Origin of the sequence: Stutzerimonas stutzeri (assembly GCF_024448695.1) — a bacterium.
Taxonomy (GTDB): Bacteria; Pseudomonadota; Gammaproteobacteria; order Pseudomonadales; family Pseudomonadaceae; genus Stutzerimonas; species Stutzerimonas stutzeri_T.
This window is the reverse complement of record NZ_JAMOHY010000032.1, coordinates 1-25,814: the sequence shown is the minus strand read 5'-3', so window position 1 is coordinate 25,814 and position 25,814 is coordinate 1. Positions and strand designations below refer to the sequence as shown.

At 59.8% G+C, this 25,814-nt stretch carries 23 protein-coding genes; 13 read left to right on the top strand and 10 right to left on the bottom strand.

Going from position 1 to position 25,814, the window contains the following annotated elements; all coding sequences use genetic code 11:
* Nucleotides 1-6: 6 nt before the first annotated feature.
* Entirely contained in the window at nt 7-999 is a 993-nt protein-coding gene (locus tag NAV32_RS16185; protein ID WP_256053828.1) for a YhdH/YhfP family quinone oxidoreductase, read from the bottom strand.
* 11 nt (nt 1,000-1,010) lie between these two features.
* The gene (gene sohB, locus NAV32_RS16180; RefSeq protein WP_256053827.1) at nt 1,011-2,036 is read right to left on the bottom strand and encodes a protease SohB; all 1,026 of its coding nucleotides are present in this window, start codon (nt 2,034-2,036) and stop codon (nt 1,011-1,013) included.
* Between the two features lie 179 nt (nt 2,037-2,215).
* On the opposite strand from sohB, the gene NAV32_RS16175 reads away from it, so the two are divergent.
* From NAV32_RS16175 to NAV32_RS16160, 4 genes are all read left to right on the top strand, one after another.
* A complete protein-coding gene (locus NAV32_RS16175; RefSeq protein WP_256053826.1) occupies nt 2,216-2,929 on the top strand; it encodes a histidine phosphatase family protein in 714 nt (237 codons plus the stop codon).
* A gap of 57 nt (nt 2,930-2,986) precedes the next feature.
* Nucleotides 2,987-3,301: an SCP2 sterol-binding domain-containing protein gene (locus NAV32_RS16170; RefSeq protein ID WP_256053825.1), complete on the top strand. Its 315-nt coding sequence runs from the start codon at nt 2,987-2,989 to the stop codon at nt 3,299-3,301.
* A 200-nt stretch (nt 3,302-3,501) separates the two neighbouring features.
* The gene (locus tag NAV32_RS16165; RefSeq protein WP_256053824.1) at nt 3,502-4,569 is read left to right on the top strand and encodes a phosphotransferase family protein; all 1,068 of its coding nucleotides are present in this window, start codon (nt 3,502-3,504) and stop codon (nt 4,567-4,569) included.
* Between the two features lie 29 nt (nt 4,570-4,598).
* Complete coding sequence (locus NAV32_RS16160; RefSeq protein WP_256053823.1) at nt 4,599-5,366, top strand: SDR family oxidoreductase; 768 nt, start codon at nt 4,599-4,601, stop codon at nt 5,364-5,366.
* 45 nt (nt 5,367-5,411) lie between these two features.
* Here NAV32_RS16160 and NAV32_RS16155 read toward each other — a convergent pair whose 3' ends face one another.
* Nucleotides 5,412-6,059 (bottom strand): hypothetical protein, encoded by a 648-nt coding sequence (locus NAV32_RS16155; RefSeq protein WP_256053822.1) that lies wholly within the window; start codon nt 6,057-6,059, stop codon nt 5,412-5,414.
* A gap of 197 nt (nt 6,060-6,256) precedes the next feature.
* On the opposite strand from NAV32_RS16155, the gene NAV32_RS16150 reads away from it, so the two are divergent.
* Nucleotides 6,257-7,039 (top strand): TSUP family transporter, encoded by a 783-nt coding sequence (locus NAV32_RS16150; protein ID WP_256053821.1) that lies wholly within the window; start codon nt 6,257-6,259, stop codon nt 7,037-7,039.
* Here NAV32_RS16150 and nudC read toward each other — a convergent pair.
* The 7 genes from nudC to NAV32_RS16115 form a co-directional block, all read right to left on the bottom strand.
* Nucleotides 7,007-7,840: an NAD(+) diphosphatase gene (nudC, locus tag NAV32_RS16145; RefSeq protein WP_256053820.1), complete on the bottom strand. Its 834-nt coding sequence runs from the start codon at nt 7,838-7,840 to the stop codon at nt 7,007-7,009. The two genes, NAV32_RS16150 and nudC, sit on opposite strands and share 33 nt — an antisense overlap.
* Nucleotides 7,841-9,523, bottom strand: coding sequence for a ferrous iron transporter B (locus NAV32_RS16140; protein ID WP_256053819.1), 1,683 nt, complete (start codon nt 9,521-9,523; stop codon nt 7,841-7,843). It lies immediately after the preceding gene.
* Nucleotides 9,524-9,560: 37 nt separating this feature from the next.
* Nucleotides 9,561-10,373 carry a crotonase/enoyl-CoA hydratase family protein gene (locus NAV32_RS16135; RefSeq protein WP_256053818.1) on the bottom strand — a complete coding sequence of 271 codons (813 nt, stop codon included), beginning with the start codon at nt 10,371-10,373 and terminating at the stop codon, nt 9,561-9,563.
* A 153-nt stretch (nt 10,374-10,526) separates the two neighbouring features.
* Nucleotides 10,527-12,779 carry an Orn/Lys/Arg decarboxylase N-terminal domain-containing protein gene (locus tag NAV32_RS16130; RefSeq protein ID WP_256053817.1) on the bottom strand — a complete coding sequence of 751 codons (2,253 nt, stop codon included), beginning with the start codon at nt 12,777-12,779 and terminating at the stop codon, nt 10,527-10,529.
* A 77-nt stretch (nt 12,780-12,856) separates the two neighbouring features.
* The gene (gene dnaQ, locus NAV32_RS16125; RefSeq protein ID WP_057387438.1) at nt 12,857-13,603 is read right to left on the bottom strand and encodes a DNA polymerase III subunit epsilon; all 747 of its coding nucleotides are present in this window, start codon (nt 13,601-13,603) and stop codon (nt 12,857-12,859) included.
* 13 nt (nt 13,604-13,616) lie between these two features.
* Nucleotides 13,617-14,069, bottom strand: a complete 453-nt coding sequence (gene rnhA, locus NAV32_RS16120; RefSeq protein WP_057387439.1) for a ribonuclease HI — start codon at nt 14,067-14,069, stop codon at nt 13,617-13,619.
* A gap of 16 nt (nt 14,070-14,085) precedes the next feature.
* Complete coding sequence (locus NAV32_RS16115; protein WP_256053816.1) at nt 14,086-14,844, bottom strand: class I SAM-dependent methyltransferase; 759 nt, start codon at nt 14,842-14,844, stop codon at nt 14,086-14,088.
* Between the two features lie 112 nt (nt 14,845-14,956).
* Between NAV32_RS16115 and gloB the strand changes: the two genes are divergently transcribed.
* The 8 genes from gloB (at nt 14,957) to fabI (ending at nt 25,778) form a co-directional block, all read left to right on the top strand.
* On the top strand, nt 14,957-15,733 hold the full coding sequence (gloB, locus tag NAV32_RS16110) for a hydroxyacylglutathione hydrolase (RefSeq protein WP_057387441.1): 777 nt from the start codon (nt 14,957-14,959) through the stop codon (nt 15,731-15,733).
* A 141-nt stretch (nt 15,734-15,874) separates the two neighbouring features.
* Nucleotides 15,875-17,422, top strand: coding sequence for a lytic transglycosylase domain-containing protein (locus NAV32_RS16105; RefSeq protein WP_256053815.1), 1,548 nt, complete (start codon nt 15,875-15,877; stop codon nt 17,420-17,422).
* 135 nt (nt 17,423-17,557) lie between these two features.
* Nucleotides 17,558-19,387 (top strand): extracellular solute-binding protein, encoded by a 1,830-nt coding sequence (locus NAV32_RS16100; protein ID WP_256053814.1) that lies wholly within the window; start codon nt 17,558-17,560, stop codon nt 19,385-19,387.
* The gene (locus NAV32_RS16095; RefSeq protein ID WP_256053813.1) at nt 19,384-21,261 is read left to right on the top strand and encodes an extracellular solute-binding protein; all 1,878 of its coding nucleotides are present in this window, start codon (nt 19,384-19,386) and stop codon (nt 21,259-21,261) included. The genes NAV32_RS16100 and NAV32_RS16095 overlap by 4 nt, the downstream gene beginning before the upstream one ends.
* A gap of 2 nt (nt 21,262-21,263) precedes the next feature.
* Nucleotides 21,264-22,337 carry a microcin C ABC transporter permease YejB gene (locus NAV32_RS16090; protein WP_256053812.1) on the top strand — a complete coding sequence of 358 codons (1,074 nt, stop codon included), beginning with the start codon at nt 21,264-21,266 and terminating at the stop codon, nt 22,335-22,337.
* 1 nt (nt 22,338) lies between these two features.
* Nucleotides 22,339-23,358: an ABC transporter permease gene (locus tag NAV32_RS16085; RefSeq protein ID WP_256053811.1), complete on the top strand. Its 1,020-nt coding sequence runs from the start codon at nt 22,339-22,341 to the stop codon at nt 23,356-23,358.
* A 1-nt stretch (nt 23,359) separates the two neighbouring features.
* On the top strand, nt 23,360-24,997 hold the full coding sequence (locus tag NAV32_RS16080) for an ABC transporter ATP-binding protein (RefSeq protein ID WP_256053810.1): 1,638 nt from the start codon (nt 23,360-23,362) through the stop codon (nt 24,995-24,997).
* Entirely contained in the window at nt 24,984-25,778 is a 795-nt protein-coding gene (fabI, locus tag NAV32_RS16075) for an enoyl-ACP reductase FabI (protein ID WP_256053809.1), read from the top strand. The genes NAV32_RS16080 and fabI overlap by 14 nt, the downstream gene beginning before the upstream one ends.
* The last annotated feature ends 36 nt before the right edge of the window (nt 25,779-25,814 follow it).

Genomic DNA, 25,814 nt, shown 5'->3' with positions numbered 1-25,814 from the left:
GCACGTTCAGTCCAGACGAACCAGCATGCGACCTACCTGCTGGCCGGCAAGAATGCGCTCGATGGCCTCAGGCAACGCTTGCAACGTGATCTCCTGCACCAGCCTGTCCATGTTCGGCAGCTTCCATTGCAGGGACAACTTGTCCCACATGGAGGCCTTGACCACCAACGGGATCTCTACCGAATCGACACCCAGCAGGTTGACGCCACGCAGGATGAACGGCAGAACGCTGGCCTGGAAACCGACACCAGCGGTAAGGCCGCAACAGGCAACGCTACCGCCACGCTGCAGCGATTTCACCGCGTTGAACAGGATATCGCCACCCACCGTATCCACTGCGCCCGCCCATTGCTCCTTGAGCAGGGGTTTTTCCACACCGCTCTGCAACGCAGCACGTTCCACAATCTGACTGGCGCCAAGACCTTTCAGGAACTCAGCCTGATCGGCCTTGCCGGTCACCGCAGCAACCTTGTAACCGAGGCTGGCAAGCAGCATCACCGCGATGCTGCCGACACCGCCGGTAGCACCCGTTACCAGCACGGGGGCTTCACCGGGTTCGAGACCCGCCTGCTCAAGCTTGTCTACGCACAGCGCAGCGGTCAGGCCTGCCGTGCCGAGAATCATCGCTTCACGCAGTGAAAGGCCGCTGGGGCGCTTGATCACCCATGCTGCCGGCACTCGAATGTACTGGCCGAAACCACCGGCGGTATTCATGCCCAGGTCATAGCCGGTGACGATGACTTCATCGCCCGGAGCGAACTCCGAGACACTGGATTCGGCCACGGTGCCGGCGGCATCGATACCCGGCGTATGCGGATAGTTGCGGGTAACGCCACGGTTGCCGCTGGCCGAGAGCGCATCCTTGTAATTGAGCGAGGAGTAGCTGACGCGAATCAGCACCTCGCCGACCGGCAGGTCAGCAGTGGTGCGTTCGACCACCTGGGCGTTGAAACGGCCATCGGCGTTCTCGCTGACTTGCAGTGCTTTGAAAGCTGTCATCTGTTATCCCCTTATTGCCAGAATCGTTGTTCATTCAGCCGGCTCCAGCCCTTGAGCAGGCCGCGCTCCATGACTGAACCCATCGCCATACCGAACCGCTCGGGCAGGCTTTTCTTTTCTACGTAATGCAGCTGGAACAGATCCGCCTCGTGCGAGCGTGCGGCCAGGTATTCATCGCTGGTCTTGAGTTCGTCAACCAGCTGTTTGCCGAGCGCAGCGATACCCAGCCAGACCTCGCCGGTTGCCACCTCATCAATGGACAGCTGCTGGCGGTAGCGGGCGACAAAGTTTTTGAATAGCTCGTGGGTGGTTTCCAGATCTTCCTGAAACTTCTCCCGGCCCTGCTCGGTGTTCTCACCGAATACGGTCAGCGTCCGCTTGTACTCGCCTGCCGTCAGCATCTCGTAGTCGATGTCGTGCTTTTTCAGCAGACGATGGAGATTGGGCAACTGCGCCACCACGCCGATCGAGCCGAGTATGGCGAAGGGCGCGCAGAGAATCTTCTGCCCGATGCAAGCCATCATGTAGCCGCCGCTGGCCGCCACTTTGTCCACGCAGACCGTCAGCGGCACGCCGGCATCGCGAATACGCACCAATTGCGAGGCGGCCAGGCCGTAGCCATGCACCATGCCACCGCCACTTTCCAGGCGCAGCACCACTTCGTCTTGCGGGGTTGCCAGCGTCAGCAATGCGGTGATTTCGTGGCGCATGTTCTCTACGGCAGATGCCTTGATATCACCATCGAAATCCAGCACGAATACACGTGGCCGGCTTTGCGGATTCTTTTTTGCCAGCTTCTCGACTTTCGCCTCGCGCTTGCGCTGCAGCTTGAGCTGATCCTTGTCTATCAGCGACTGTTCGAGACGCTCGCGCATCGTCTTGTAGAAGTCGTTGAGCTTGTGGACCTCCAGGTGCCCGCCCGTCTGCTTGCCACGCCCACGCCGTAACGCAGCGATTGCAACCAGCACCACCACGACGGCGATCACCAACGTTACGGTCTTCAACAGAAAGCTTGCATAGTCAGCAAGAAACTCCACAGATCCTCCTCGGATTACTTACGGCGCCAACGGAACTCCGGCGTGGCACAAACCGGCCAAGCATACCGACCGCCAAGGTATTGGAGCCAGCCCAGACAATTCAAACAAACGTATGATTTTTCGTTGACACTCCCCGTTGTTCTCCCTACCCTCGCGAAAATCCGGGTGTGGAGCAGAGCATGGGTAGTATCTACCTGATCAGACACGGTCAGGCGTCTTTTGGCGCGAAAAACTATGACGTCCTGTCGCCGCTCGGCTTTCGCCAGGCAGCTGCCCTGGGTGACTATTTCAATGAGCTGGACCTTCGCTTCGACCGCTGTATCAGCGGCGAATTGAAGCGTCAGCAGGATACGGCACAGGCGACGCTCGAGCAGTTGGAAAACCGCAGCGGAATACCTCAGCCTGAAGTTGAAATCCTTCCGGCATTCAATGAATTCCTCGCCGACGAGGTGATTCGGGCGCATATGGACGATCTGTTGCGCATCGAGCCTGACGCTCTGCGCATTTTGCACAATGCGGCCAATCACCGCGCCGAGTTCCAGCGCCTGTTCAGTCACGTGATTCAGCGATGGGTTTCGGGCGAACATGAAAAGGAAGGCCTGGAAAGCTGGCAGGGCTTCATCGAGCGCGTCGAGGGTGGCCTGAACCGCCTGCTTGAGCAGGCCGGTCCGAAGGACCGTATCGCGGTTTTTACCTCGGGCGGAACCATCACCGCATTGCTTCAGCTGATCCTCGGGATGCAGTCGATAAAGGCCTTCGAATTGAACTGGCAGATCGTCAATACCTCCCTCAGCCAGTTGAAGTTTCGCGAAAAGGAAGTCTCCCTGGCATCCTTCAACAATCACGTACATCTGGAACTGTTAAAGAATCCGGAGCTCATCACCTGGCGATAGGCTCCATTTCAACGCGATCAGAGATCGCATGTTTTTCACGATAAAAAGGACATATCCATGAGCACCGTCGACGACACCATTCAGGGCATGAAGGCCAAGTTCAACGCCAGCGCCGCCACTGGCCTGGATCTGGTTTTCCAGTTCAACATCACCGATGCAGAAAACTACTACCTCATCGTCAAGGACGGCACCTGCGACTTCAACAAGGGCGAATCGGCCGATGCCAACGTCACGCTGATCATGGACAGCGAAACCATGCAGGGCGTGATCAGCGGCGAAACCGACGGTATGCAGGCTTTCATGGCCGGCAAGCTGCGCGCCGAAGGCGACATGATGCTGGCGTTGAAGCTGAGCGAACTCTTCCCGGCCTGACCCGCCCGGATGTGCAAAAAAACCGAAATCGGAAGATTTCGGTTTTTTTATGGGTACATCCAATGACTATCCGGCATCAAGCACCTTGATTGCATGGCAACACCCCGGCCAATAACAAGCCGCTTCTCTTGGTGAAGACGACGCCCGGCACTTAGATTAGCCGTTAACCTGCTTACAGCATTGATTAGAAAGGGGCACGCATGGCGCTCACAGATCAGACCAGCCACATCCGAGAGGGTGAGCAACTGCCGGTCGATATCATCGATCCATACCTGAAGGCTCATATTCCAGGCCTTGAAGGTATGCCGCGCATTTCACAGTTTCCCGGTGGCGCGTCCAACCTGACCTATCTGCTGGAGTATCCGGGCCGGGAGCTGGTGCTGCGCCGCCCGCCGTTCGGCCAGAAGGCCAGGTCGGCACATGACATGGGCCGCGAATACCGCATCCTCAATCAGCTCAACGCCGGCTTCCCCTACTGCCCCAAGGCTTATGCTCACTGCACCGACGAGAACCTTATCGGTGCCGAGTTCTATGTCATGGAGCGGGTCAAGGGCATCATCCTGCGCGAAGACATGCCGGCGGAGCTCGGCTTCACGCCGGAGCAGACCCGTGCCCTGTGCAGGAGCTTCATCGACAAGTTCGTCGATCTGCACAACGTCGATTACCAGGCCTGCGGGCTGGCCGACTTGGGCAAGCCTGAGGGTTATGTGCAGCGCCAGATCAGCGGCTGGATCGAGCGCTACGAGCGCGCCATCACCCCCGATGCGCCGAGCTGGGAGCCGGTCAAGGCCTGGCTGCGCGACAAGATGCCAGCCGATCATCCCAAGCCCGCCATCATCCACAACGATTACCGCTTCGACAACGTCATCCTCAACCCGGACAACCCGATGGAGATCATCGGCGTACTCGACTGGGAGATGACCACCCTCGGCGACCCACTGATGGACCTGGGCAACACCCTCGCCTACTGGATCGAAGCTAATGACCCGGCGCCCGTGCAGTTGATGCGCAAACAGCCGAGCAACGCGCCAGGCATGCTCACGCGCCAGCAGTTCGTCGATTACTACGCTGAACGCGCCGGCATCCGCATCGACAACTTTGATTACTACTACACCTATGGCCTGTTCCGACTGGCCGGCATCATTCAACAGATCTACTACCGCTATTTCCACGGCCAGACCCAGGACAAGCGATTCGCCAGGTTCGTGCAACTCAACGCCCTGCTTGAGCAGATGTGTCTGAAGGTCATCCACAAGTCGAAGCTGTAGAACAGCTACCATCACAGGAAAACCGCACCATGAACAAAACCACTCTTTTCGACCTGGATGGCAAGATCGCCTTCGTCTCCGGCGCCAGCCGTGGCATTGGCGAGGCCATTGCCAGACTGCTTGCCCGGCAAGGGGCCCATGTCATCGTTTCCAGCCGCAAGATAGAGGGTTGTCAGGCGGTGGCCGACGCCATCAACGCCGAGGGCGGCAAGGCCACGGCGATAGCCTGCCACATTGGCGAACTGGAGCAGATCCAGGCCGTTTTCACCCGTATCCGAGAGGAATTCGGACGCCTCGACATTCTGGTGAACAACGCGGCGACCAACCCGCAGTTCTGCCACATCCTCGACACCGATGTCTCGGCATTTCAGAAAACCGTGGACGTGAACATTCGCGGCTATTTCTTCATGTCCGTCGAAGCCGGCAAGCTGATGCGCGAGCACGGCGGCGGCAGCATCATCAATGTCGCGTCGATCAATGGCGTCACACCGGGGCATTTTCAGGGGATCTATTCGGTCACCAAGGCCGCCGTAATCAACATGACCAAGGCCTTCGCCAAGGAATGCGCACCGCTGGGCATCCGCTGCAACGCCCTGCTGCCAGGGCTGACCGACACCAAGTTCGCCTCGGCACTGGTCAGTAACGATGCCATCCGTGAAGAGGCACTGCGGCATATCCCCCTGCATCGCGTAGCCAATCCCGAAGAAATGACCGGCGCGGTGCTCTACCTGGCCAGCGACGCTTCCAGTTACACCACAGGTCTGGCGCTCAATGTGGACGGCGGTTATCTCGCCTGAATGAAAAACGGGAGCTGGCAGGCTCCCGGGATCGATACCGCCCAGCTACCAATCCTTCATCGCTTGCTGGGCGGCGGCATTCACCGGCTGTGCCAGTGGCCCTGTCGGCGTCATCTTGATGGCATATTCGGCGCCGTCAGCGATAGGCAGGAAACTGACTCGGCGATGCTGTGCGGCGACCAGCAGCGAGCCACACTGACAGCGCTGCAACCAGGCCCAGAAATCCAGCCCCAGCTTGCTCTCTTCAAGCTCGACCCGCACATTGCGCGCTTGCTCCTGCTGTTCGACCGCCAGGTAGCGCCCAGAAAGTCTTTGCAGTCGAAAGCCGTTTTCCAGGCCGATCAAGGATGCCAACCCTCTCCACTGGAGCACGCGCAGATCAAGCTGCCAGAGGTCGCCTTCCAGCGTAACGAAGCGGGCCTGCCCTGCCTGTTCAAGCCTCACCTGATAACGCTGTTGTCCTTCGGGCTGAAAGACCAGTCGCGCCAGTGGCTCGTCCTGTGGCAGGGAGCGATAACGGGTGACATCCCAGGCAACCAGCCCAATCACACCGCCCAGCACGAGCAATAATAAGCCGAAGGAACCGCGCAACCACCCCAGCAGCCAGTTGCCACCCAACAGCACACGCAGCGCGACCAGAGCCGTTACCAGCGCAAGGAAGCCGACACCTACGGCAAGTCCCAGATATTGCATCTCACGCTTTCCTGAAAAAAGGGTGAAGCATTATCAGTGGCACTCTGCGTGGCATCCAGTATCAGCATGGAACACTGATTACGGGTCGACATTATGTCGCTGCTTCAGATTGTCAGACCGTTGGCTTGGCGCTGAGCAAACGGCATCATGCGCCATTGCATGCTTTTCTCCCCTTCGTCTCATTAGCAAGTGCCTCCATGCCCTTTCTCGAATTACCCCTGGATCTCTCCGTGCTGGCGGCCTTGCTGGTGGTTGCCTTTCTTGCCGGCTTTATCGATGCCATTGCCGGTGGTGGTGGCCTGCTGACCCTGCCTGCTCTGCTTACCGCCGGCCTGCCGCCCCACCTGGTACTGGGTACCAACAAGCTGTGCGCGACCTTCGGTTCAGCCACGGCCAGCTTCACCTTTTATCGACGCAAGCTCTTCGCTCCCCGGCAGTGGCGTCGTGCGCTGGTCGCCACTGCCATTGGTGCGGCACTTGGCGCCGGACTGGCGCATCTGATTCCTGCGCGCTGGCTAAACCAGCTGCTGCCCCTGGTGGTTTTTGTCTGTGGGCTGTATCTGCTGTTCAACCCCGTTCCAGCGACGCCCAAAGACAACACTGCATCGATTGGCAAACATCGCCAGTGGCCGCAGGGATTGGGGCTTGGCTTCTATGACGGTATTGCGGGACCCGGTACGGGCGCCTTCTGGACGGTCAGCAGCCTGTTGCTTTATCCGCTGGATCTGCTCAGGGCGAGCGGTGTGGCGCGCAGCATGAACTTCGTCAGCAACGGTACGGCACTGGCTGTTTTCATCATCAGCGGTCAGGTTGCCTGGGTGCTGGGCCTTGGCATGGGACTGGCATTGATGGCTGGTGCCTACCTTGGCGCGCGAACGGCAATCCGCGGTGGCTCGAAATTCATCCGGCCAATATTCATCTTCGTGGTTTTGCTGTTAAGCCTGCGCTTAGCCTGGCAGCACTGGTTCGGCGCGGCCTGAACGCCGAGCCAGGTACAGCTCGATGAGATAGCGGGCAATGGATTTCGGCGCGGGCAAGGCGGGTAGCTGGTCTATATGGAACCAGCCGGCATCCTCGATCTCTTCCGGCTGAAGGATGATGTCCCCCGCCGCATATTCAGCATGAAAGCCGAGCATCAGCGAATGTGGAAACGGCCAGCCCTGGCTGCAGATGTAGTGCGGCCTGTGGATAGCAATCCCTACTTCTTCGTGTACTTTCCGTATCACGCATTGCTCCACCGACTCGCCCGGTTCAACGAACCCGGCGAGGGTGCTGTAGACACCAGGCGCGAAGCGCGGCGAGCGTGCCAGCAAAAGCTCGTCGCCACGGGTCACCAGTACGATCATGCTCGGAGAGATACGCGGGTAGTGATGGATCCCGCACGAGGCACACTGCATCGCGCGCTCCGAGGGATGCTGACGCATCGGCTGGCCGCAACGGCCACAGAAACGATGCTGGTTGGCCCAGGTGCCGATCTGCGCGGCAAAACCAAGCATGCGAAACCTGTCGACATCCTCATCCTGCAGCATGAACTGGCGCAATCCCTGCCAAGACGCGCCAGGCACCTCGGCCTGGTGAGCCAGCTCGAACAGGAACACAGGCTCGCCATCGAAGTAACCCAAGCCCTGTTCGCTGATCAGTGGCAAGTCCAGACGTTTCAGCCAATCCCTGGGGAACAGCACGCCGCTGTCGTCATGGAGAAAGCCCTGCTGGCAATGCACCACCGCCCAGCCGTTTACACCCGTCGGATCGAGGCGTGCGGGTTGCCAGCGCAGGCTCACTCAGGCGGCTACCGGCAAACCGAGCGCGCGCACACTGTCGGCGGCCAGGTCCAGAACGCTGATGCGTGAATCGTCTCGACGCAGGATCGCCCCACCTTCGAGGTAGTACTCAAGGCTGGTCAATGCATCGGCGAGGGTTTCCAGCATTTGTTCGGAGGGCATCTGCACGCCTTCGATCATCTGCTTCTGAATGAAGTCCGAGCACGCGCCAATCAGTTCGGCAGCGCGATCCTGCTCGAGAAAACGCAGCCCGCCGCGAACTGCCATCAGGCTGAACGGAACATTGGCCAGGTGCAGTTTCTCGCCATTGGATTCCAGGTAGGCGGTGATGGCCCGCTTGGCCAAGGCAAGGCCAGCTGTTGCTTCCCCAATCACCACGATGCGGGCTTCGGTGAGCTGGTGGTTGGCAAAGGCCTGTGCTTCATTGCCGGGCTGAGCAATCTGCGGGCGTGTCTCCCGCCGTTCACCCCGCTCGAGGCTGGCCACCATGCTTTCGACATAGAGCACCGCATCGGCGAGTTTGAGCAGCGCTTCAGGGGCAGGCGGATTATCGGCAGTCCAGCCCGAAACCAGGCTCAGTTGTGCATGCAGGCCACTGGAAGCAGACGATAGTCCGACCATGCCAAGTGTCTTGGCCAGCTTGCCAAGCAGGCTGTGCAGATTGACATAGGATTCCGCGGCAGCGGTCTGGCGCTCGATCAGATCCAACAGGTCCTTGAGACTCGCGAGCTCCTCACGGATAGCCGAGGACAGCGAGCGCATCACTGCGTGGCCGGGGCCGGCCAGGCGCTGCGACTCGTCCTCGAGAAGATGATCGGTGAAAGGCAGCGAGGCCAGCGAAAATATCTCCCGGACCTGAGACACAAGCGGTCCGCCACTCTCTGCCAGCGCAACCAGATACAGCAACTCCTTGAGCAGGCTGCGCGGCGGTTCATGAGCGCTGTTGACGATCAGTTGCCGAAGCTCACGGTCGACCCTGGAAAACAGCTGCTTGCGTGACTGACGGGACAGCAGCTGACCATCGAGCTGCGCTTCCAGTGCAGCACTGCCCAGCCAGCACAGACGCCCTGCTGGTGTGTTGGCGTAGAGCATGTCCAGCCGACTGAGCGCTCGCCCCATGAGTTTGAGACTGGCCGATGTATTGGTTTCGCGGATGAATCCGAGCAGGCCAACCTGATACATCTGCCTCAGTCGACGCGCCTCGGCAATGCGCGCGGCAGGTTCATGCGCTGGCACTGCGACTGCAGGCCTCGCATGGTCGAGACGAACGCTGAAGAAAAAACTTTCCGGTAGCGCCGGCTGGGCACCGGCCAGGCGCAACGCATTGATCGGCGACAGAAGCAGTTCGGGCATTTCCTGACGACTGGCATCGACACTCTCCAGATAGCGCGCCAGCACGTACAGTGCATTGCTGAGTGCCGTCAGTTGTGTGTCTCGATCTTCTCCGGCACCCACGGGTATATCCGTGGCCAGTTGCAGGATCTCCTGTGCGAGTAGCTCGGCACCGGTCAGCTCGATAAGGCTCAGGGTGCCGCGAACCTGCTTGAGGTTCTCCACCGCCTGCTGCAGTAAGCCGCCGTTATTGCGGTCGATGATGAAGTGTTCGAGGCTCTGCTCGGCCTCTTCCATGGTGGCGAAAAGCTCATCGCGAACGAGGCTGAGTGAAGTCGCTCCGGTTACCATGCCTGGCGCACCCCCTGCGCAATGTTTGGCTGATGCATCAGTCGGCGAAGTCCGGTTTCTGTTTGCTCATGTGAGCGGTCATGGCCACCTTGAGGTCTGCCGACTGGAGCATGGCCGCATTCCAGGTGGCGACATATTCGAGGCCGTCATCGACGCGGTGATCACGCATGTAGCGAATCATTTCCTTGGTGCCGCGAATGGCCACAGGCGACTTGTCGGCGATCTGTGCTGCCAGCTCAAGCACTGCAACCATCATGGCTGACTGGTCCGGATAGGCTCGGTTGACCAGGCCGATCGACTGCGCTTCCTGCCCATCGACCGTACGCCCGGTATAGGCCAGCTCACGCATGATGCCGTCGCCAATGATGCGTGGCAGGCGCTGGAGAGTACCGACGTCCGCCGCCATGCCCATGTCGATTTCCTTGATGGAAAACTGCGCATCGAGTGTGCTGTAACGCATGTCACAGGCGGAGATCAGGTCGATGGCGCCACCGATGCAATAGCCCTGAATGGCCGCGATCACCGGCTTGCGACAGTTGTCCACGGCGTTGAAAGAGGCCTGCAGCTTGAGTATCTGGCGGCGCAAGCGGTCGGCGTTGCGCCCGATGTCGCTGCCCATGCCGCTTGCGGCCTGGGCCAGCAGTTGCAGATCGATGCCCGCTGAGAAGTGCTTGCCCTCGCCCGTCAGCACCACCACTCGCGCCTCATCGGAGTCATCGATCCATTGGAAAATGTCGACGATCTCGCTCCAGAACGCAGCGTTCATGGCATTGATTTTTTCAGGTCGGTTGATCGCCACATGGGCGATCCTGTCCTTCAGTTCCACACGAAAGGCTTGGTATTCGGTCACGCTATCTTCCTCGACTGCATGTGCCTGGGCAGATTGTCAGGTCTTCTCAGGAACCCTGTTTCAAGCCGCACAACTATAACAACAGCCGGCTGAAAGTCGATGCAAGACCGTGTGATGCAGCCCACGCCCTTGCACATCGCCGGGGCATTGGCATCAGCTCTGCACGATGCAGTCCACCGTATAGCGTGTTCCTTCGGGATGATCCTCGCGTTGCAGTCCATGCACATCGGCATCAAAGCCGGGAAAATGTAGGGCAAAGCGTTGGGCAAAGTCGAGATAGTCGAGAATCGAGCACGTCTCGGCAGTAAAACGCTCGCCAGGCATGATCAGCGGTATGCCCGGCGGATATGGCACCAGCATCACGGCTGCGATGCGCCCCTCCAGCGCGTCGATGGGCACGGCTTCGACTTCACCTCGCACCAGTTTGTCATACGCTTCTGCCGGCTTCAGCACCTGCTCCGGCAGCGCGGTATACATGCGCCGCATGGCTTTCGCGGTGGCATTATCCCGGTAGCAGCCATGCAGCGCATCGCACAGATCACGCAGGCCCATGGCGGAATAAAGGCTACCGCCAGCCTGCGCGACGCTGGGCAGCGCATCGCAGAGCGGAACGTTGTCGTCATAGTTCCGCTTGAATTCCAGCAGCTCGGTGAGCAGCGTGCTCCATTTACCTTTGGTGATACCCAGACTGAACAGCACCAGCATCGAGTAGAGTCCGGTTTTCTCCACCACCAGACCGCGCTCCCAGAGAAACCGGCTGACCACCGCTGCGGGAATGCCACGTTCACTGAGCTTGCCATCGGCCGTGAGACCGGGCGTGGTCAAGGTCACCTTGATCGGGTCAAGCAGCACGTAATCCGCAGCGACGTCACCGAAACCATGCCAGTCCGCCTCCGGCTGCAGCAGCCAGTCGGCAGTGGTCAGGGTCTCCGCGCCATCAGCGGCCTCCGGCTGCCAGATGCTGAACCACCAGTCATCAGCCGCCAGATGGTTGCGCAGATTGGCCAGCGCACGGCGGAAACTCAGTGCCTCATCAAAGGTTTCCTGGATCAATGAGCGACCGGCCGGGCCTTCCATCATGGCCGAAGCTACATCCAGCGAGGCGAGAATGCCGTACTGCGGCGAGGTTGAGGTATGCATCATGAAGGCTTCGTTGAAACGATCCCTGTCCAGCTGACGCTGCTGGCTGTCGAGCACATGGATCATTGAAGCCTGGCTGAAGGCGGCCAGCACCTTGTGCGGCGAATGGGTGGTGAAGACCAGCGGACCCTGCTCGCGAGTATCCATGCCATAGCGACCGTCATAGAACTCGTGAAAGGCCGCATAGGCATACCATGCCTCGTCGAAATGCAGCACGTCGACACTGTTACCCAGGGTGCGTTTGATCAGATTGGCGTTGTAACAGAGCCCGTCGTAGGTCGAATTGGTCACCACCGCCAGCTTTACCCGTGGCGGCCGACCACGCGCCAGCGGGCTGGCATCGATCTTGGCCTGGATGGAGGCCGGCGTGAATTCTTCCAGCGGGATCGGCCCGATGATGCCCAGCTCGTTGCGCGATGGGGTGAGGTAGAGCGGAATCGCGCCGGTCATGATGATCGAATGCAGAATCGACTTGTGGCAGTTGCGATCCACCAGCACCAGATCGTCACGAGCCACCATCGAATGCCAGACAATCTTGTTGGCGGTCGAAGTGCCATTGATGACAAAAAACGTGTGATCGGCGCCGAAGTTGCGTGCCGCTCGGGTCTCGGCAGCCGCCAGCGGCCCGGTGTGATCAAGCAGCGAACCCAGTTCCGGCACGGACACCGAGAGGTCGGAACGCAGGGTGTTTTCACCAAAAAACTGATGGAAGGCTTGCCCTACCGGACTCTTGCGAAAAGCGACGCCGCCGCCGTGACCCGGTGTGTGCCAGGAGTAGTTGGAGTCCCCCGTATGACGTACCAGTGCGCGGAAAAACGGCGGTAGCAACCCGTCCAGATAGTTGCGCGCCGCCCGCGCCACCTGGCGCGCCAGAAACGGCACCGTATCCTCGAACAGGTAGAGCAGCCCGCGAAGCTCATTGAGATCGACCATTGCTTCGGCGGGTGCATTTTCAATCGTGATCTGTTCGCCAAGCGCGAAGATTGGTAGTCGCGGCGCACGGTGGCGGGCCACCCGTATCAGCCCGACGACATCCTGCAGCAGGCGCTGGTTCTCCCCAGCGCCTTCCGCAGCTACGAGAATGCAGGCCAGCCCATGATGAGTGGAAGCAACGATCCGCCCTTCCGCGGCGCTACCGGTTGGCAGGATATGAAAACCGTCCTGCTCAAGCTCTGCGGCGATTTCACGGACCCGCTCACCGGCTACCGTGTCGGCTTTGATGTCGCGATGGACGATGAGAATGGGGAATTTCAGGTCTTTGTACATGAGGACTTCCTGAAGATGCTTCACCTCAGGGTAGAAGCTTCGTCCTCAAGCACCAAGCCTGAATAGTGAGTGTCGACTCAAGCTGGCGTCTCGCCTGCCTGCTCCAGCTGTAACCACAGGGGCTGAGCGCCTGCCGCTTTCTCGATGGCCTGCATGCGTGCCGAATGCGCGGCAATCTCTTCGGCACTGGCCCGCAGCACCTGGGTCATGGGGCGACTGGTCGGCAACCGACGAATGGGAGTGGCCTGCTGCCGTCCGCCGTTTTCACCCTCCGTGCCGTCGCCGGCCAGGGACAGGTTGGTCTGCCCACCCGTCATGGTCAGCCAGACATCGGCTAGGATCTCGGCATCGAGCAAGGCGCCGTGCAACTCGCGACCGGAGTTATCCACGCCATAACGCTTGCACAGCGCGTCGAGGCTGTTGCGCTGGCCAGGATGGCGCTCGCGGGCCATCAGCAGGGTATCGAGGATGCTGCAGTGATCACTCAGCTCGGCGCGCTCGCGTTGGCCGAGCAGAGCAAATTCATTATTGATGAAGCCGACGTCGAACGCCGCATTGTGGATGATCAGCTGTGCGCCCTTGATGAACTCGAAGAACTCATCGGCGACATCCCTGAAGCGCGGCTTGTCGACCAGAAACTCATTGTGGATGCCGTGTACCGCGATGGCGCCCTCGTCCACTTCACGGTCCGGCTGTAGATAGACGTGGTAATGCCGGCCCGTCAGGCGTCGACCGATGACTTCGACGCAGCCGATCTCAATGATACGGTGGCCATCGGTGACCGGCATGCCGGTGGTTTCTGTATCCAGCACTACGCTGCGCATGTTTGCATCTCTCTCAAGCGGTTTGTCGTTTGGCCTGGACTACGCCCCGGTTGGCCAGCAGGTCGGCATGCTCATTGCCTGGATGGCCGGTATGGCCGCGCACCCATTGCCAGGTGACCTGATGGCGGCTGACCTGTTCGTCAAGCAACATCCAGAGGTCGGCATTCTTTACCGGCTGCTTGGCCGCGGTCTTCCAGCCACGCTTCTTCCAGTTTGGCATCCAGTCATTGATGCCCTGCATGACGTACTGGGAGTCAGTGACCAGGCGCACCTGACAGGGCCTTTTCAGCTCCTCAAGCGCGCGGATGGCTGCCATCAGCTCCATGCGGTTGTTGGTGGTTTGCGCCTCGCCGCCCCAGAGTTCACGCTTCACGCCCTTGTAGATCAGCAGCGCGCCCCAGCCGCCAGGGCCGGGATTGCCTTTACAGGCACCATCGGTATAGATCTCGACCGCTTCATCACTCATGCAGATTACTGGCTCGCTAGTGTTCGGCATCGCGACGACTGACCTTCGCCACAGGCATCGGCAACAGCTGGCCCATACGCTCGCGGCGACTTTCCCGCAGGGGTCGCAGGCCCACCATCAGCTTGCGCGCCACCAGCAGATAGAAACCGCCCGTGGGCGCCTGCAATCGCTGGCCGATGGCTTCCAGCCCGGACAGTCGCGCCTGCCATTGGCTCGAAGAAAGCGGCGGACAATAGCATCCGAACCGGCGTTTCTCCAGCGCAAAGCCGAGCAGGTTCAGCCAGTCACCAACCCGTGTCGGGCGGATACAGCGGGCCTGGCGAAAAGCCTTGCGCGACAGCAGATGCGAAGCGCCCCAGGGACTCCATGGATTGATGCCGACGATCAGCAGGTGGCCTCCAGGCCGGACGCTGCGCGCGGCCTCACGCAACAACGCATGCGGCGACAGGCTGAAATCCAGGCCATGCTGTACTACCACAACATCCGCCGCATGCTCGCCAATCGGCCAGGATTGCTCCTCGCAGACGATCTCGACCCCTGGCAAGGGTGGCCCCAGCCGCACACTGCGCTTGAGCTTCTGCGGCTCGATGGGGGTATTGGCAAAAGGGCCGTAATGCACCAGGTAACTACCGAAGAAGCGCTCAAGCTCCTGAGCCAGCACATACTGTTCATGTTCCAGCAGTTGTCGGCCTGCGGGCCCATCAAACCAGGCGCTGGTCTTGCTCATCAGCGCCAGCCAGGTGCTATCAGCCCCGGCGCACGGCTCATCACTCATGGCTCGGCTCCAATGATCGCTGCGGTCGTTGCAACCGCAACTTGCGGTCGGTTCCACTTTCGAATCTGGCTGTTAGGATGCGCCTTTGCGACTGACTTGGCGACCCGCACCCATGTTGAAAATAGATGCTCTGCCCGCGTTCACCGACAACTACATCTGGCTGCTACAGGATACGCAACAACAACGCTGTGCCGTGGTGGACCCGGGCGATGCCGCTCCCGTTCAGGCCTGGCTGGATGCCCATCCGGGCTGGCAGCTGACGGATATTCTCATCACCCACCATCACCATGACCATGTCGGTGGTGTGCAGCAACTCAAGTCGCAGTACGGCGTCAGAGTTTACGGCCCCGCCGCCGAAAAGATCCCCGCAATGGATCAGGGACTCGCTGAGGGCCAGCGTATCCGCATTCTGGAACACGATCTGGACGTGATCGAAGTCCCGGGGCATACGCTGGGGCATATCGCGTATTTCCATGACGCTGCCGATTCACCCTGGCTGCTGAGCGGCGACACCCTGTTCGCCGCCGGTTGCGGACGTCTGTTCGAGGGCACTGCGGCACAGATGTTCGCCTCGCTGCAGCGGCTGGCGGCACTGCCGGCAGAAACCCGGGTGTACTGCACCCATGAATACACACTGAGCAACCTGCGTTTCGCCCAGGCTGTAGAGCCCGACAATCGGGATATTGCAGAGCGCCTCGAACAGGTCCGCCTGCTGCGCGAGTCTGGCCAGATATCACTCCCTTCGAACCTGCAGCGTGAGCAGGCGACCAATCCGTTCCTGCGTTGCAACGAGCCCGCCGTAGTGGCTGCGTGTCAACACAAGGGCTATCGGGGCGAAAACCCTGAAACCGTATTCGCCGCGCTAAGAGCCTGGAAAGACAACTTCTGAGAAAAGCGGGGATCTGCTGACGCTTCGCAATGAAACGCCAGCAGACCTGCACCAGTCCGCAAAACCGCAGCCTTTACTTGACCCACCGGTACGGCATTTCTACACTCCCCCGAATTTTGCGCCAGGGGAAGCCTTCAGCCAATGCCGTCCGACTCTTCGAATTGCCCATCTCCGGACGCCTTGGCAGCCTCCGGTCGGGTCCTGGTGCTGGCCATCTGTCTTGCCATTACCGGCTGCCAGAGCACCACCGCTTCGCGCGCACCGGCCACCCATGTCGAGCCACTCGCTGCCACATCGCTGAACCAGCAAACTCTGTGGCTGGACTCAAAACCTGCCGAGCTTCAACACGCAGATGTCTGGGGTCGTATCAGGGACGGTTTCAAGCTTCAGGAACATCTGGACAGCAATCCACGCATCGAACAACAGCGCCTGCTGTACGCCGCCCGCCCCCGCTCCATCGAGCTCGCCGGTGAGCGTGGCAGCCTTTATATCCATTACATCGTTGAGCAGCTGGAAGAGCGCAACATGCCGCTCGAACTGGCCTTGCTGCCCATCATCGAGAGCGCCTACAACCCGTTCGCCTATTCACCCGCCAAGGCAATGGGCCTGTGGCAGTTCATTCCCTCGACAGGCCGTCATTTCAATCTGCAGCAGACCAGTTGGTACGACGGCAGGCGCGACATCACTGCCTCGACTGCAGCCGCCCTGCGCTATCTCTCCTATCTGCACGGGCTGTTCAACGACGACTGGCTTCTGGCACTTGCGGCCTACAACGCTGGTGAAGGGACTGTGAGCCGCGCAATCGAGCGCAATCAGAAACTAGACTTGCCAACCGACTACTGGAATCTGCCACTGCCCAGGGAAACCCGCGACTATGTGCCCAAGCTGCTGGCGCTTTCACAGATGATCCAGAGCCCCGAAGCCTACGGACTCAATCTGAGCCCTATTGCCAACGAACCCTATTTCGAAGTGGTCGCCCTGAAACAGCAGGTGAACCTTGCTACCGTCGCGCAAATGGCCGATCTCGATGAAGATGAGCTGTATCAGCTGAACCCGGCCTTCACCCGCCGCATCACCCTCGGCGGTCCACAGCATCTGCTGGTACCGAGCGCAAAGGCGGAAATGCTGGCGGCCAACCTGGCGCTGATGAAACCGCAGGATGCCGTCGACTGGCAGCAGTACAAGGTAAAGCCCGGCGATACCCTGGGAGCCATCGCCAACCGCCATCATCTGTCCGTCAACATTATCCGTGATATCAATCATCTCAAGAGTGACCGTCTGCGAATCGGGCAGCTGCTCAGCATTCCGCAGCCCACGGATGCGCGCCCACGTGAACTGCTGCACGTTGTCTCCCGAAACCAGCCGCCAGCCAGAAACTACCGGGTCCGCAAGGGTGACAATCTCTGGGAAATAGCCAAGGCACAACAGGTTTCGGTACGCGACCTGCAACGCTGGAATGGGCTGTCCGGCAGCAGCCTCAAGGTGGGTCAGGTCCTGTCCATCCAGGCCGCTGGCGAAAGCCGTGGCAACAAACACCAGCCGACCTACTACAAGGTCAGAAAAGGCGATTCGCTGTATGAAATCGCCAAACGCTTCAACGTGCGCATCAATCACCTGAAAAGCTGGAACCCCGTGGATAGCACGTTACTCAAGCCCGGCCAGACGCTGACGCTGTATCTTGCGCCCTGATCGGCGCCGCAGCAGCCCGCGGCTGTCATCTGTTGACGCAAAGAGTGATGGGTGGCGACCTTTTTCCAGCGGATACAAGCTGTTACTGTAGCCGACCGAAAAGCCCGCAAGTGCCATGGATCGGATCTCCGTTTGATGCGCCCCGTCCTGCTGTTATTGATCTGTCTGGGATTGAGCTTTCCGTCTTTTGCCGCCATCAGCGAAAGTCACGGTTATGCCCAGTTCGGCACACTCAAATATCCCGAAAACTTTACCCACTTTGATTGGGTGAATCCGGACGCCCCCAAGGGCGGGCGCCTGAAGCTGATGGCGTCTGGCAGCTTCGACACGCTCAATCCCTACACCTTCAAGGGCACCAGCCCGATCGCCACGCCGGGTTTCTTTCAATACGGCGTCAGCGAGCTGAACGAGACATTGATGGCAGGTGGTGGTCTATACGATCCCTCCGGCGACGAACCGGCCTCGGTATACGGGCTGATCGCCGAAACCATCGAGTATAGCGACGACCAGAGCTGGGTCGTGTTCAATTTGCGGGATTCGGCGCGATTTCATGATGGTCATGCCATCACTGCATACGATGTCGCCTTTTCCTATCGTCTGTTGATCAGGGACGGTCACCCCCGCTATCGCACCGACATGCAAGGCGTCAGGCGGGTCGACATTCTCAACCGCCATAAAATTCGTTTTGTATTCGACAAGCCCGACAACACGCAGCTGATCATGCGTCTCGGAGAGTTGCCAGTGCTGCCTCAGCACTACTGGAAAGACCGCGATTTTCGCGCCACCACCTTCGAGCCGCCGCTGGGCAGTGGCCCTTACCGCATCAGCGATGTCCACCCCGGGCGTCGTATCCAGTTCGAGCGGGTGAAGAACTGGTGGGGTGCAAACCTTGCGGTCAATCGCGGCAAGTACAATTTTGACCGGGTCGAAGTTGAGTTCTACCGCGACAGCACCGTGGCCTTCGAAGCCTTCAAGGTCGGCGAATTCGATTTCTATATCGAACACCAGGCAAAAAACTGGGCCAACGGCTATCAGTTCCCGGCGCTTGCCAGAGGCGAGGTGGTGCGCGCCGAGATCCCGCACCAGATCCCGACCCAGACCCAGGCCCTGTTCATGAACAGTCGCAGGCCGCTGTTTGCCGATATCAGGGTTCGTCAGGCGCTGGGCATGCTGCTCGACTTCGAATGGACCAACCGGGCGCTGTTCTATGGCGCCTACCAGCGCAGTGAAAGCTACTACCCCAACAGCGATTTTGCGGCTACGGGGCGCCCGGAAGGGGGTGAATGGTTGCTGCTGTCACCCTTTCGCGACCAGTTACCCGCTGCGCTTTTTACCGACCCCTTCGAGCTGCCAAGGACTGAGGGACGCGGCATTCCGCGCGACACCTTGCGCGAGGCGCTAACGCTGCTCAAGGACGCAGGCTGGAAACTGAAGCCCGAAGGCCTTCGGGACAGGAATGGCCGCGCACTTCAATTCGAGATACTGCTGGTCAATCCGCGTCTTGAACGCATTCTTCAGCCTTATACCGGCAACCTCGCACGCATCGGCATCCAGGCCCATCTGCGCACTGTAGATGCAGCCCAGTACAAGCAGCGGCTGGATCAGTACGACTACGATATGATTCTCGGCACTCTGGGTCAGAGCCTCAGCCCCGGCCTGGAACAGTGGCTCTACTTTCATTCGAGCCAGGTAAATATCAAGGGAGGCCGCAACTATGCAGGGGTCACCAACCCGGTTATCGATCAGCTGCTCGAGAAGCTGATCGCCGCCAGAACGCGCGAGGAGCAGATATCTGCCGCCCGCGCCATCGACCGTGTGCTGTTGTGGAACCATTACAGCATCCCCAACTGGTTCATCAGCAATCACCGTCTGGCGTACCGCAACCGGTTCGCCCATGTCACCACACCGCCCTACACGCTCGGGCTGCGCGCGTGGTGGTTGAAGGACCTGGAGAAGGCTCAATGACAAACAGATTACGTTGGCCGTTCCTGCATGCAGGCGTCCTCGGGCTTTGCTGCCTGGCCGGCCTCGCCACGGCGGCACCACGGCACGCACTGACCCTGTATGACGAAAAACCAAAATATGCCGCTGGTTTCAGCCATTTCGAATACGCCAATCCCGACGCTCCCAAAGGTGGCGTACTGCGCCAGGCAGGCTTCGGCAGTTTCGATTCGCTCAACCCCTTCATCAACAAGGGCGTTGCCGCCGACGATATCGGCCTGATCTACGACACCCTGACCACCAGCAGCCTCGACGAACCCTTCACCGTCTACGGTCTGCTGGCGGAAAAGATCGAGAAAGGCCCCAACAACCAGTGGGTACGCTTTCATCTGCGTCCCGAAGCACGTTTCCACGACGGCGAGCCGGTCAAGGCCGAAGACGTGGTATTCACCTTCGAAACCCTGATCAGTCAGGGCGCGCCGCATTATCGCGGCTACTATGCCGACGTGGAAAAGGTCGTCGCCGAGACGCAGCGCCGGGTTCGCTTCGATTTCAAGCACGCCGGTAACCGTGAACTGCCGCTGATTCTCGGCCAACTGCCAGTCCTGCCGAAACACTGGTGGGCCGAACGAGATTTCAGCGCTACCAGCCTGGAGCCACCCCTGGGTAGCGGCCCCTACCGCGTGGAGCGGGTGCAGGCCGGTCGTTCGATTCGCTATGCCCGTGTCGAGGACTACTGGGGCAAGGACCTGCCGGTAAACCGCGGCTTCTACAACTTCGATCAGCTGAATCTGGATTACTACCGCGACAACACCGTGGCGCTGCAAGCCTTCAAGGCCGGGCATTTCGATTACTGGCTGGAAACCAGCGCGAAAAACTGGGCAACCGCTTATGACATCGAGGCAGTGCGCAGCGGGCGCATCATCAGGGACGAGATTGCTAACCACAACCCACAGGGTATGCAGGGCTTCATTTTCAATATCCGCAGAGAGCGCCTGCAGGATGTCCGGGTTCGAGAAGCCATTGCCCTGCTATTCGACTTTGAATGGACCAACCGCCAGCTGTTCAACGGCGCCTATACCCGTACCCACAGCTATTTCGACAACTCCGAGCTCGCGTCTTCCGGCACGCCGGACAAGAAGGAGCTGGCCCTGCTCGAACCCTTGCGAAATCAAATACCTGCGGAAATCTTTGAAAGACCTTTCGAGCTTCCACGTACCCGTGGGGATGGCGTGATTCGCGACCAGCAGCGCAAAGCCTACAAATTGCTGACGGAGGCAGGCTGGAAGATCCAGGACGACAGGATGGTTGATAACCTTGGCAAGCCGGTCAAGCTCGAGTTTCTACTGGTACAAGCCGAATTCGAGCGCGTGCTGCTGCCCTGGAAACGCAACCTTGCCGATCTGGGTATCGACCTTGAAATCCGCCGCGTCGATGTTTCGCAATACATCAACCGCTTGCGCTCGCGCGACTACGACATGATCGTCAGCGGCTTCGGCCAGTCGAGTTCGCCGGGCAACGAGCAGCGTGAATACTGGCACTCAGCCAGTGCCGATAACCCCGGCAGCCGCAATTTCATCGGCCTGAAGGACCCGGCAATCGACACCTTGGTGGAGAAGCTGATTGCCGCTGAGTCGCGCGAGGAGCTGATCAGCCGTACCCGCGCCCTGGATCGCCTGCTCCTCTGGGAACACTATGTCGTGCCCAACTGGCACATCAAGAGCTGGCGTGTCGCCTACTGGAACCATCTGGCACATCCGGCAACCACACCCCGCAACGATATCGGGCTGATGACCTGGTGGCACAAGCCCGACTCCGCAACACCCGATCCGAACGTCACTGACGAGCCGCCCGCTATCGAAGCGCAGGCCCCTGCCCGTTCAGATACGGAGCGCTAGGAATGCTTGCCTATATCTTTCGCCGGCTGTTGCTGGTCATTCCTACTCTGTTCGGCATTCTGCTGATCAACTTCCTCATCATCCAGGCCGCGCCGGGCGGTCCGGTGGAGCAGGCGATAGCCAAACTGGAAGGCTTCGAAGGCGCTACCAGTCGCATCGCCGGCGGTGGCTCGGAAGTGGCCATTGGTGGCAACAACTATCGCGGTGCACAAGGCCTCGATCCCGATCTGATCGCTGAAATCGAGCGCCTTTACGGTTTTGACAAACCCCCTGCAGAACGCTTCTGGATCATGCTCAGCAACTATCTGCGGCTGGATTTTGGCGAAAGCTTTTTTCGCGATGCCAAGGTGACCGATCTGATCATCGAAAAAATGCCGGTGTCGATCTCGCTGGGCCTGTGGAGCACCCTGATCATGTACCTGGCCTCGATCCCGCTGGGGATCGCCAAGGCCACGCGCCACGGCAGCCCGTTCGATGTCTGGACCAGCTCCGCAATCATCATCGGTTACGCCATTCCGGCCTTCCTGTTCGCCATTCTGCTGATCGTGCTGTTTGCCGGCGGAAGTTACTGGAACTGGTTTCCGCTGCGGGGGCTGACCTCGGGTAACTTCGAGGACCTGACGCTCGGCGGCAAGATTCTCGACTATTTCTGGCACTTGGCACTGCCGGTGACCGCGCTGGTCATCGGCAACTTCGCAACCCTGACGCTTCTGACCAAGAACAGCTTTCTCGACGAAATCAACAAGCAATACGTCATTACTGCGCGTGCCAAGGGTCTGAGCAAGAACCGGGTGCTTTACGGCCATGTGTTCCGTAACGCCATGCTGATCATCATTGCCGGCTTTCCGGCAGCTTTCATTGGCATGTTCTTCACCGGGTCGCTGCTGATCGAGGTAATTTTCTCGCTCGATGGCCTCGGCCTGCTCAGTTTCGAGGCGGCGATCAATCGCGATTACCCGGTGGTGTTCGGCACCCTCTTCCTGTTCACCCTTCTGGGGCTGGTGGTAAAGCTGATCGGCGACCTGACTTACACCCTGGTGGACCCGCGCATCGACTTCGAAAGCAGGGAGGCTTGAGATGACGCTTTCCCCACTCAATCAGCGCCGTTTCGCCCTGTTCAAGTCGCACAAACGCGGTTGGTGGTCGTTGTGGCTATTTCTCGCATTGTTCATTCTCAGCCTCGGTGCCGAACTGGTTGCCAACGACAAGCCCATCGTCGTGCGCTATGACGGCGAATGGTTTTTCCCGGTCTTCAAGCGCTATCCGGAAACCCGCTTCGGTGGCGAGTTTCCCATGCAGGCCAACTACAAGAGTCCGTACATACAGGAACTGATCGAGGCAAAGGATGGCTGGATGATCTGGCCACCGATTCCGTTCAACTATTCCAGCATCAACTACGACCTGCAGGTCCCCGCGCCCGGCCCGCCCTCGATGGCCAACTGGCTGGGCACTGACGATCAGGGCCGCGACGTGCTTGCCCGCATCATTTACGGTTTCCGCATCTCGGTGCTGTTTGCGCTGACGCTGACCCTGATCAGCTCGGTCATCGGCGTGATCGCCGGTGCACTGCAGGGTTTCTATGGTGGCTGGGTCGATCTGGTCGGACAGCGGGTACTGGAAATCTGGTCCGGGTTGCCGGTGCTTTATCTGCTTATCATCCTCGCCAGCTTCGTGCAGCCGAACTTCTGGTGGCTGTTGGGGATCATGCTGCTGTTCTCATGGATGAGTCTGGTCGATGTGGTACGCGCCGAGTTCCTGCGCGGGCGCAATCTTGAATACGTGCGTGCGGCGCGGGCGCTGGGCATGGGCAACGGCGCAATCATGTTCCGCCATATCCTGCCCAATGCCATGGTATCGACCATGACCTTCATGCCCTTCATCCTGACCGGCGCCATCGGCACGCTGACGGCGCTGGATTTTCTCGGCTTCGGCCTGCCACCTGGTGCGCCATCGCTTGGCGAGCTGGTGGCTCAGGGCAAGGCGAATCTGCAAGCGCCCTGGCTGGGCATCAGTGCCTTTATGGTTCTGGCAATCATGCTGAGCCTGCTGGTATTTATCGGCGAGGCTGCTCGCGATGCCTTCGATCCAAGGAAATAGCATGGCTGAGAATCTGATTGAAGTACGCGATCTGGCCGTCGAATTCGTCACCCTGGATCGGACACAGCGCGTCGTTGAAGGCGTCAGTTTCGACATCCGCAAGGGCGAAACCCTGGCACTGGTCGGCGAAAGCGGCTCGGGCAAGTCCGTGACCGCACACTCGATACTGCGGTTGCTGCCCTACCCGCTTGCCAGACACCCGGCAGGAGAGATTCGTTACGCTGGCGAAGATCTGCTCAAGGCGAACGAGAAACGCATGCGGCAAATACGCGGCAATCGTATCGCCATGGTCTTTCAGGAGCCAATGACCTCGCTGAATCCGCTGCATACGGTCGGCACCCAGATCAATGAAGTGCTGCAAATTCACAAAGGGCTGCGAGGCAAGGCGGCCAGTGCCAGAACCCTCGAACTGCTGGAGCTGGTAGGCATCCCGGAGCCGGCAAAACGCATCCGTGCCTACCCGCACGAGCTTTCCGGCGGCCAGCGCCAGCGCGTGGTGATTGCCATGGCCCTGGCCAACGAGCCTGAGCTGCTGATCGCCGACGAGCCGACCACGGCACTGGATGTCACGGTGCAGCTGAAAATCCTCGAACTGCTCAAGGAATTGCAGGCACGCCTGGGCATGTCATTGCTGCTGATCAGCCATGACCTCAACCTGGTTCGGCGCATTGCGCATCGCGTATGTGTCATGCAGCGCGGTCGCGTCGTCGAACAGGCGTCGTGCGAGGAATTGTTTCGCAACCCGCAGCATCCCTATACACAGGAATTGCTCGCAGCCGAGCCCAGCGGAGACCCGGCACCAGCTGAACCCGCGCCGCCTCTGTTGGAAGTAAAGGATCTGCGCGTCTGGTTCCCGATCAAGAAGGGCTTGCTGCGGCGTACGGTGGACCATATCAAGGCAGTCGATGGCGTCACCTTCAGCCTGCCCAAAGGACAGACGCTGGGGATCGTTGGCGAAAGCGGCTCCGGCAAGTCCACATTGGGGCTCGCGATCCTGCGATTGCTGTCCAGTCGCGGCGAGATTCGTTTTCAGAACCAGGCGCTGGAGAGCATGTCCCAGCGTGCGGTACGCCCCCTGCGGCGGCAGATGCAGGTGGTGTTTCAGGACCCTTTCGGCAGCCTCAGCCCGCGTATGTCCGTTGGGCAGATCGTTGGCGAAGGCCTCGACATTCATGGAATGGGCAACGCCGAGGAGCAGGCGCAGGCGATCATCGATGCGCTGGTCGAGGTGGGACTCGACCCGGAAAGCCGCCACCGCTATCCCCACGAGTTTTCCGGGGGCCAGCGACAGCGTATCGCCATCGCCCGGGCCCTGGTGCTCAAACCGGAGCTGATTCTGCTCGACGAGCCGACCTCGGCTCTGGATAGAACAGTACAGCGGCAGGTGGTTGAGCTATTACGCTCGCTGCAGGCCAAGTACAACCTGACCTACCTGTTCATCAGCCACGACCTGGCGGTGGTACGGGCGCTAAGCCATCAGATGATGGTGGTCAGGCATGGCAAAGTAGTTGAACAGGGAACGGCCAGAACCATTTTCGCCGCCCCCCAACATCCGTATACACAGCAGCTGTTGGAGTCTGCCTTTATGACAACAACGGCTGAACAACCAGAAGAGGGACAAGCACATGGGTTTTCTTAGCGGCAAGCGCGTACTGATCGTTGGCGTTGCCAGCAAACTTTCGATTGCCTCGGGCATCGCTGGGGCCATGCACCGCGAAGGCGCCGAACTGGCTTTCACCTATCAGAACGAGAAGCTCAAGGGCCGTGTCGAAGAGTTCGCCGCAGGCTGGGGCTCAGGCCCGGAGCTGTGCTTTCCTTGCGATGTGGCCAACGACGATGACATCGTCCGGGTCTTCGAGGAGCTGGGCAAGAAGTGGGACGGTCTGGACGGTATCGTCCACTCTGTCGGCTTCGCGCCAGGCGATCAGCTTGATGGGGACTTCACCGACGTCACCACCCGTGACGGTTTCAAGATTGCACACGACATCAGCGCCTACAGCCTGGTCGCCCTAGCCAAGGCCGGTCGTCCAATGATGAAGGGTCGCAACGGTAGCATCCTGACCCTGACCTACCTGGGCGCCGAGCGCACCATGCCAAACTACAACGTGATGGGCATGGCCAAGGCCAGTCTTGAAGCAGGCGTGCGCTATCTGGCCGGCAGCCTCGGTCCGGAAGGTACTCGCGTAAACGCGGTTTCCGCCGGCCCGATTCGTACGCTCGCGGCGTCCGGTATCAAGAGCTTCCGCAAGATGCTCGCTGCCAACGAGAAGCAGACCCCCCTTCGTCGCAACGTGACCATCGAAGAAGTCGGCAACGCCGGCGCTTTCCTCTGCTCGGATCTTGCCTCCGGCATCAGCGGCGAAATTCTCTATGTCGATGGCGGCTTCAACACCACCGCCATGGGTGCCATCGAAGACTGATTTTGCCGTCCACAAAAAAACCGCATCCAGATGCGG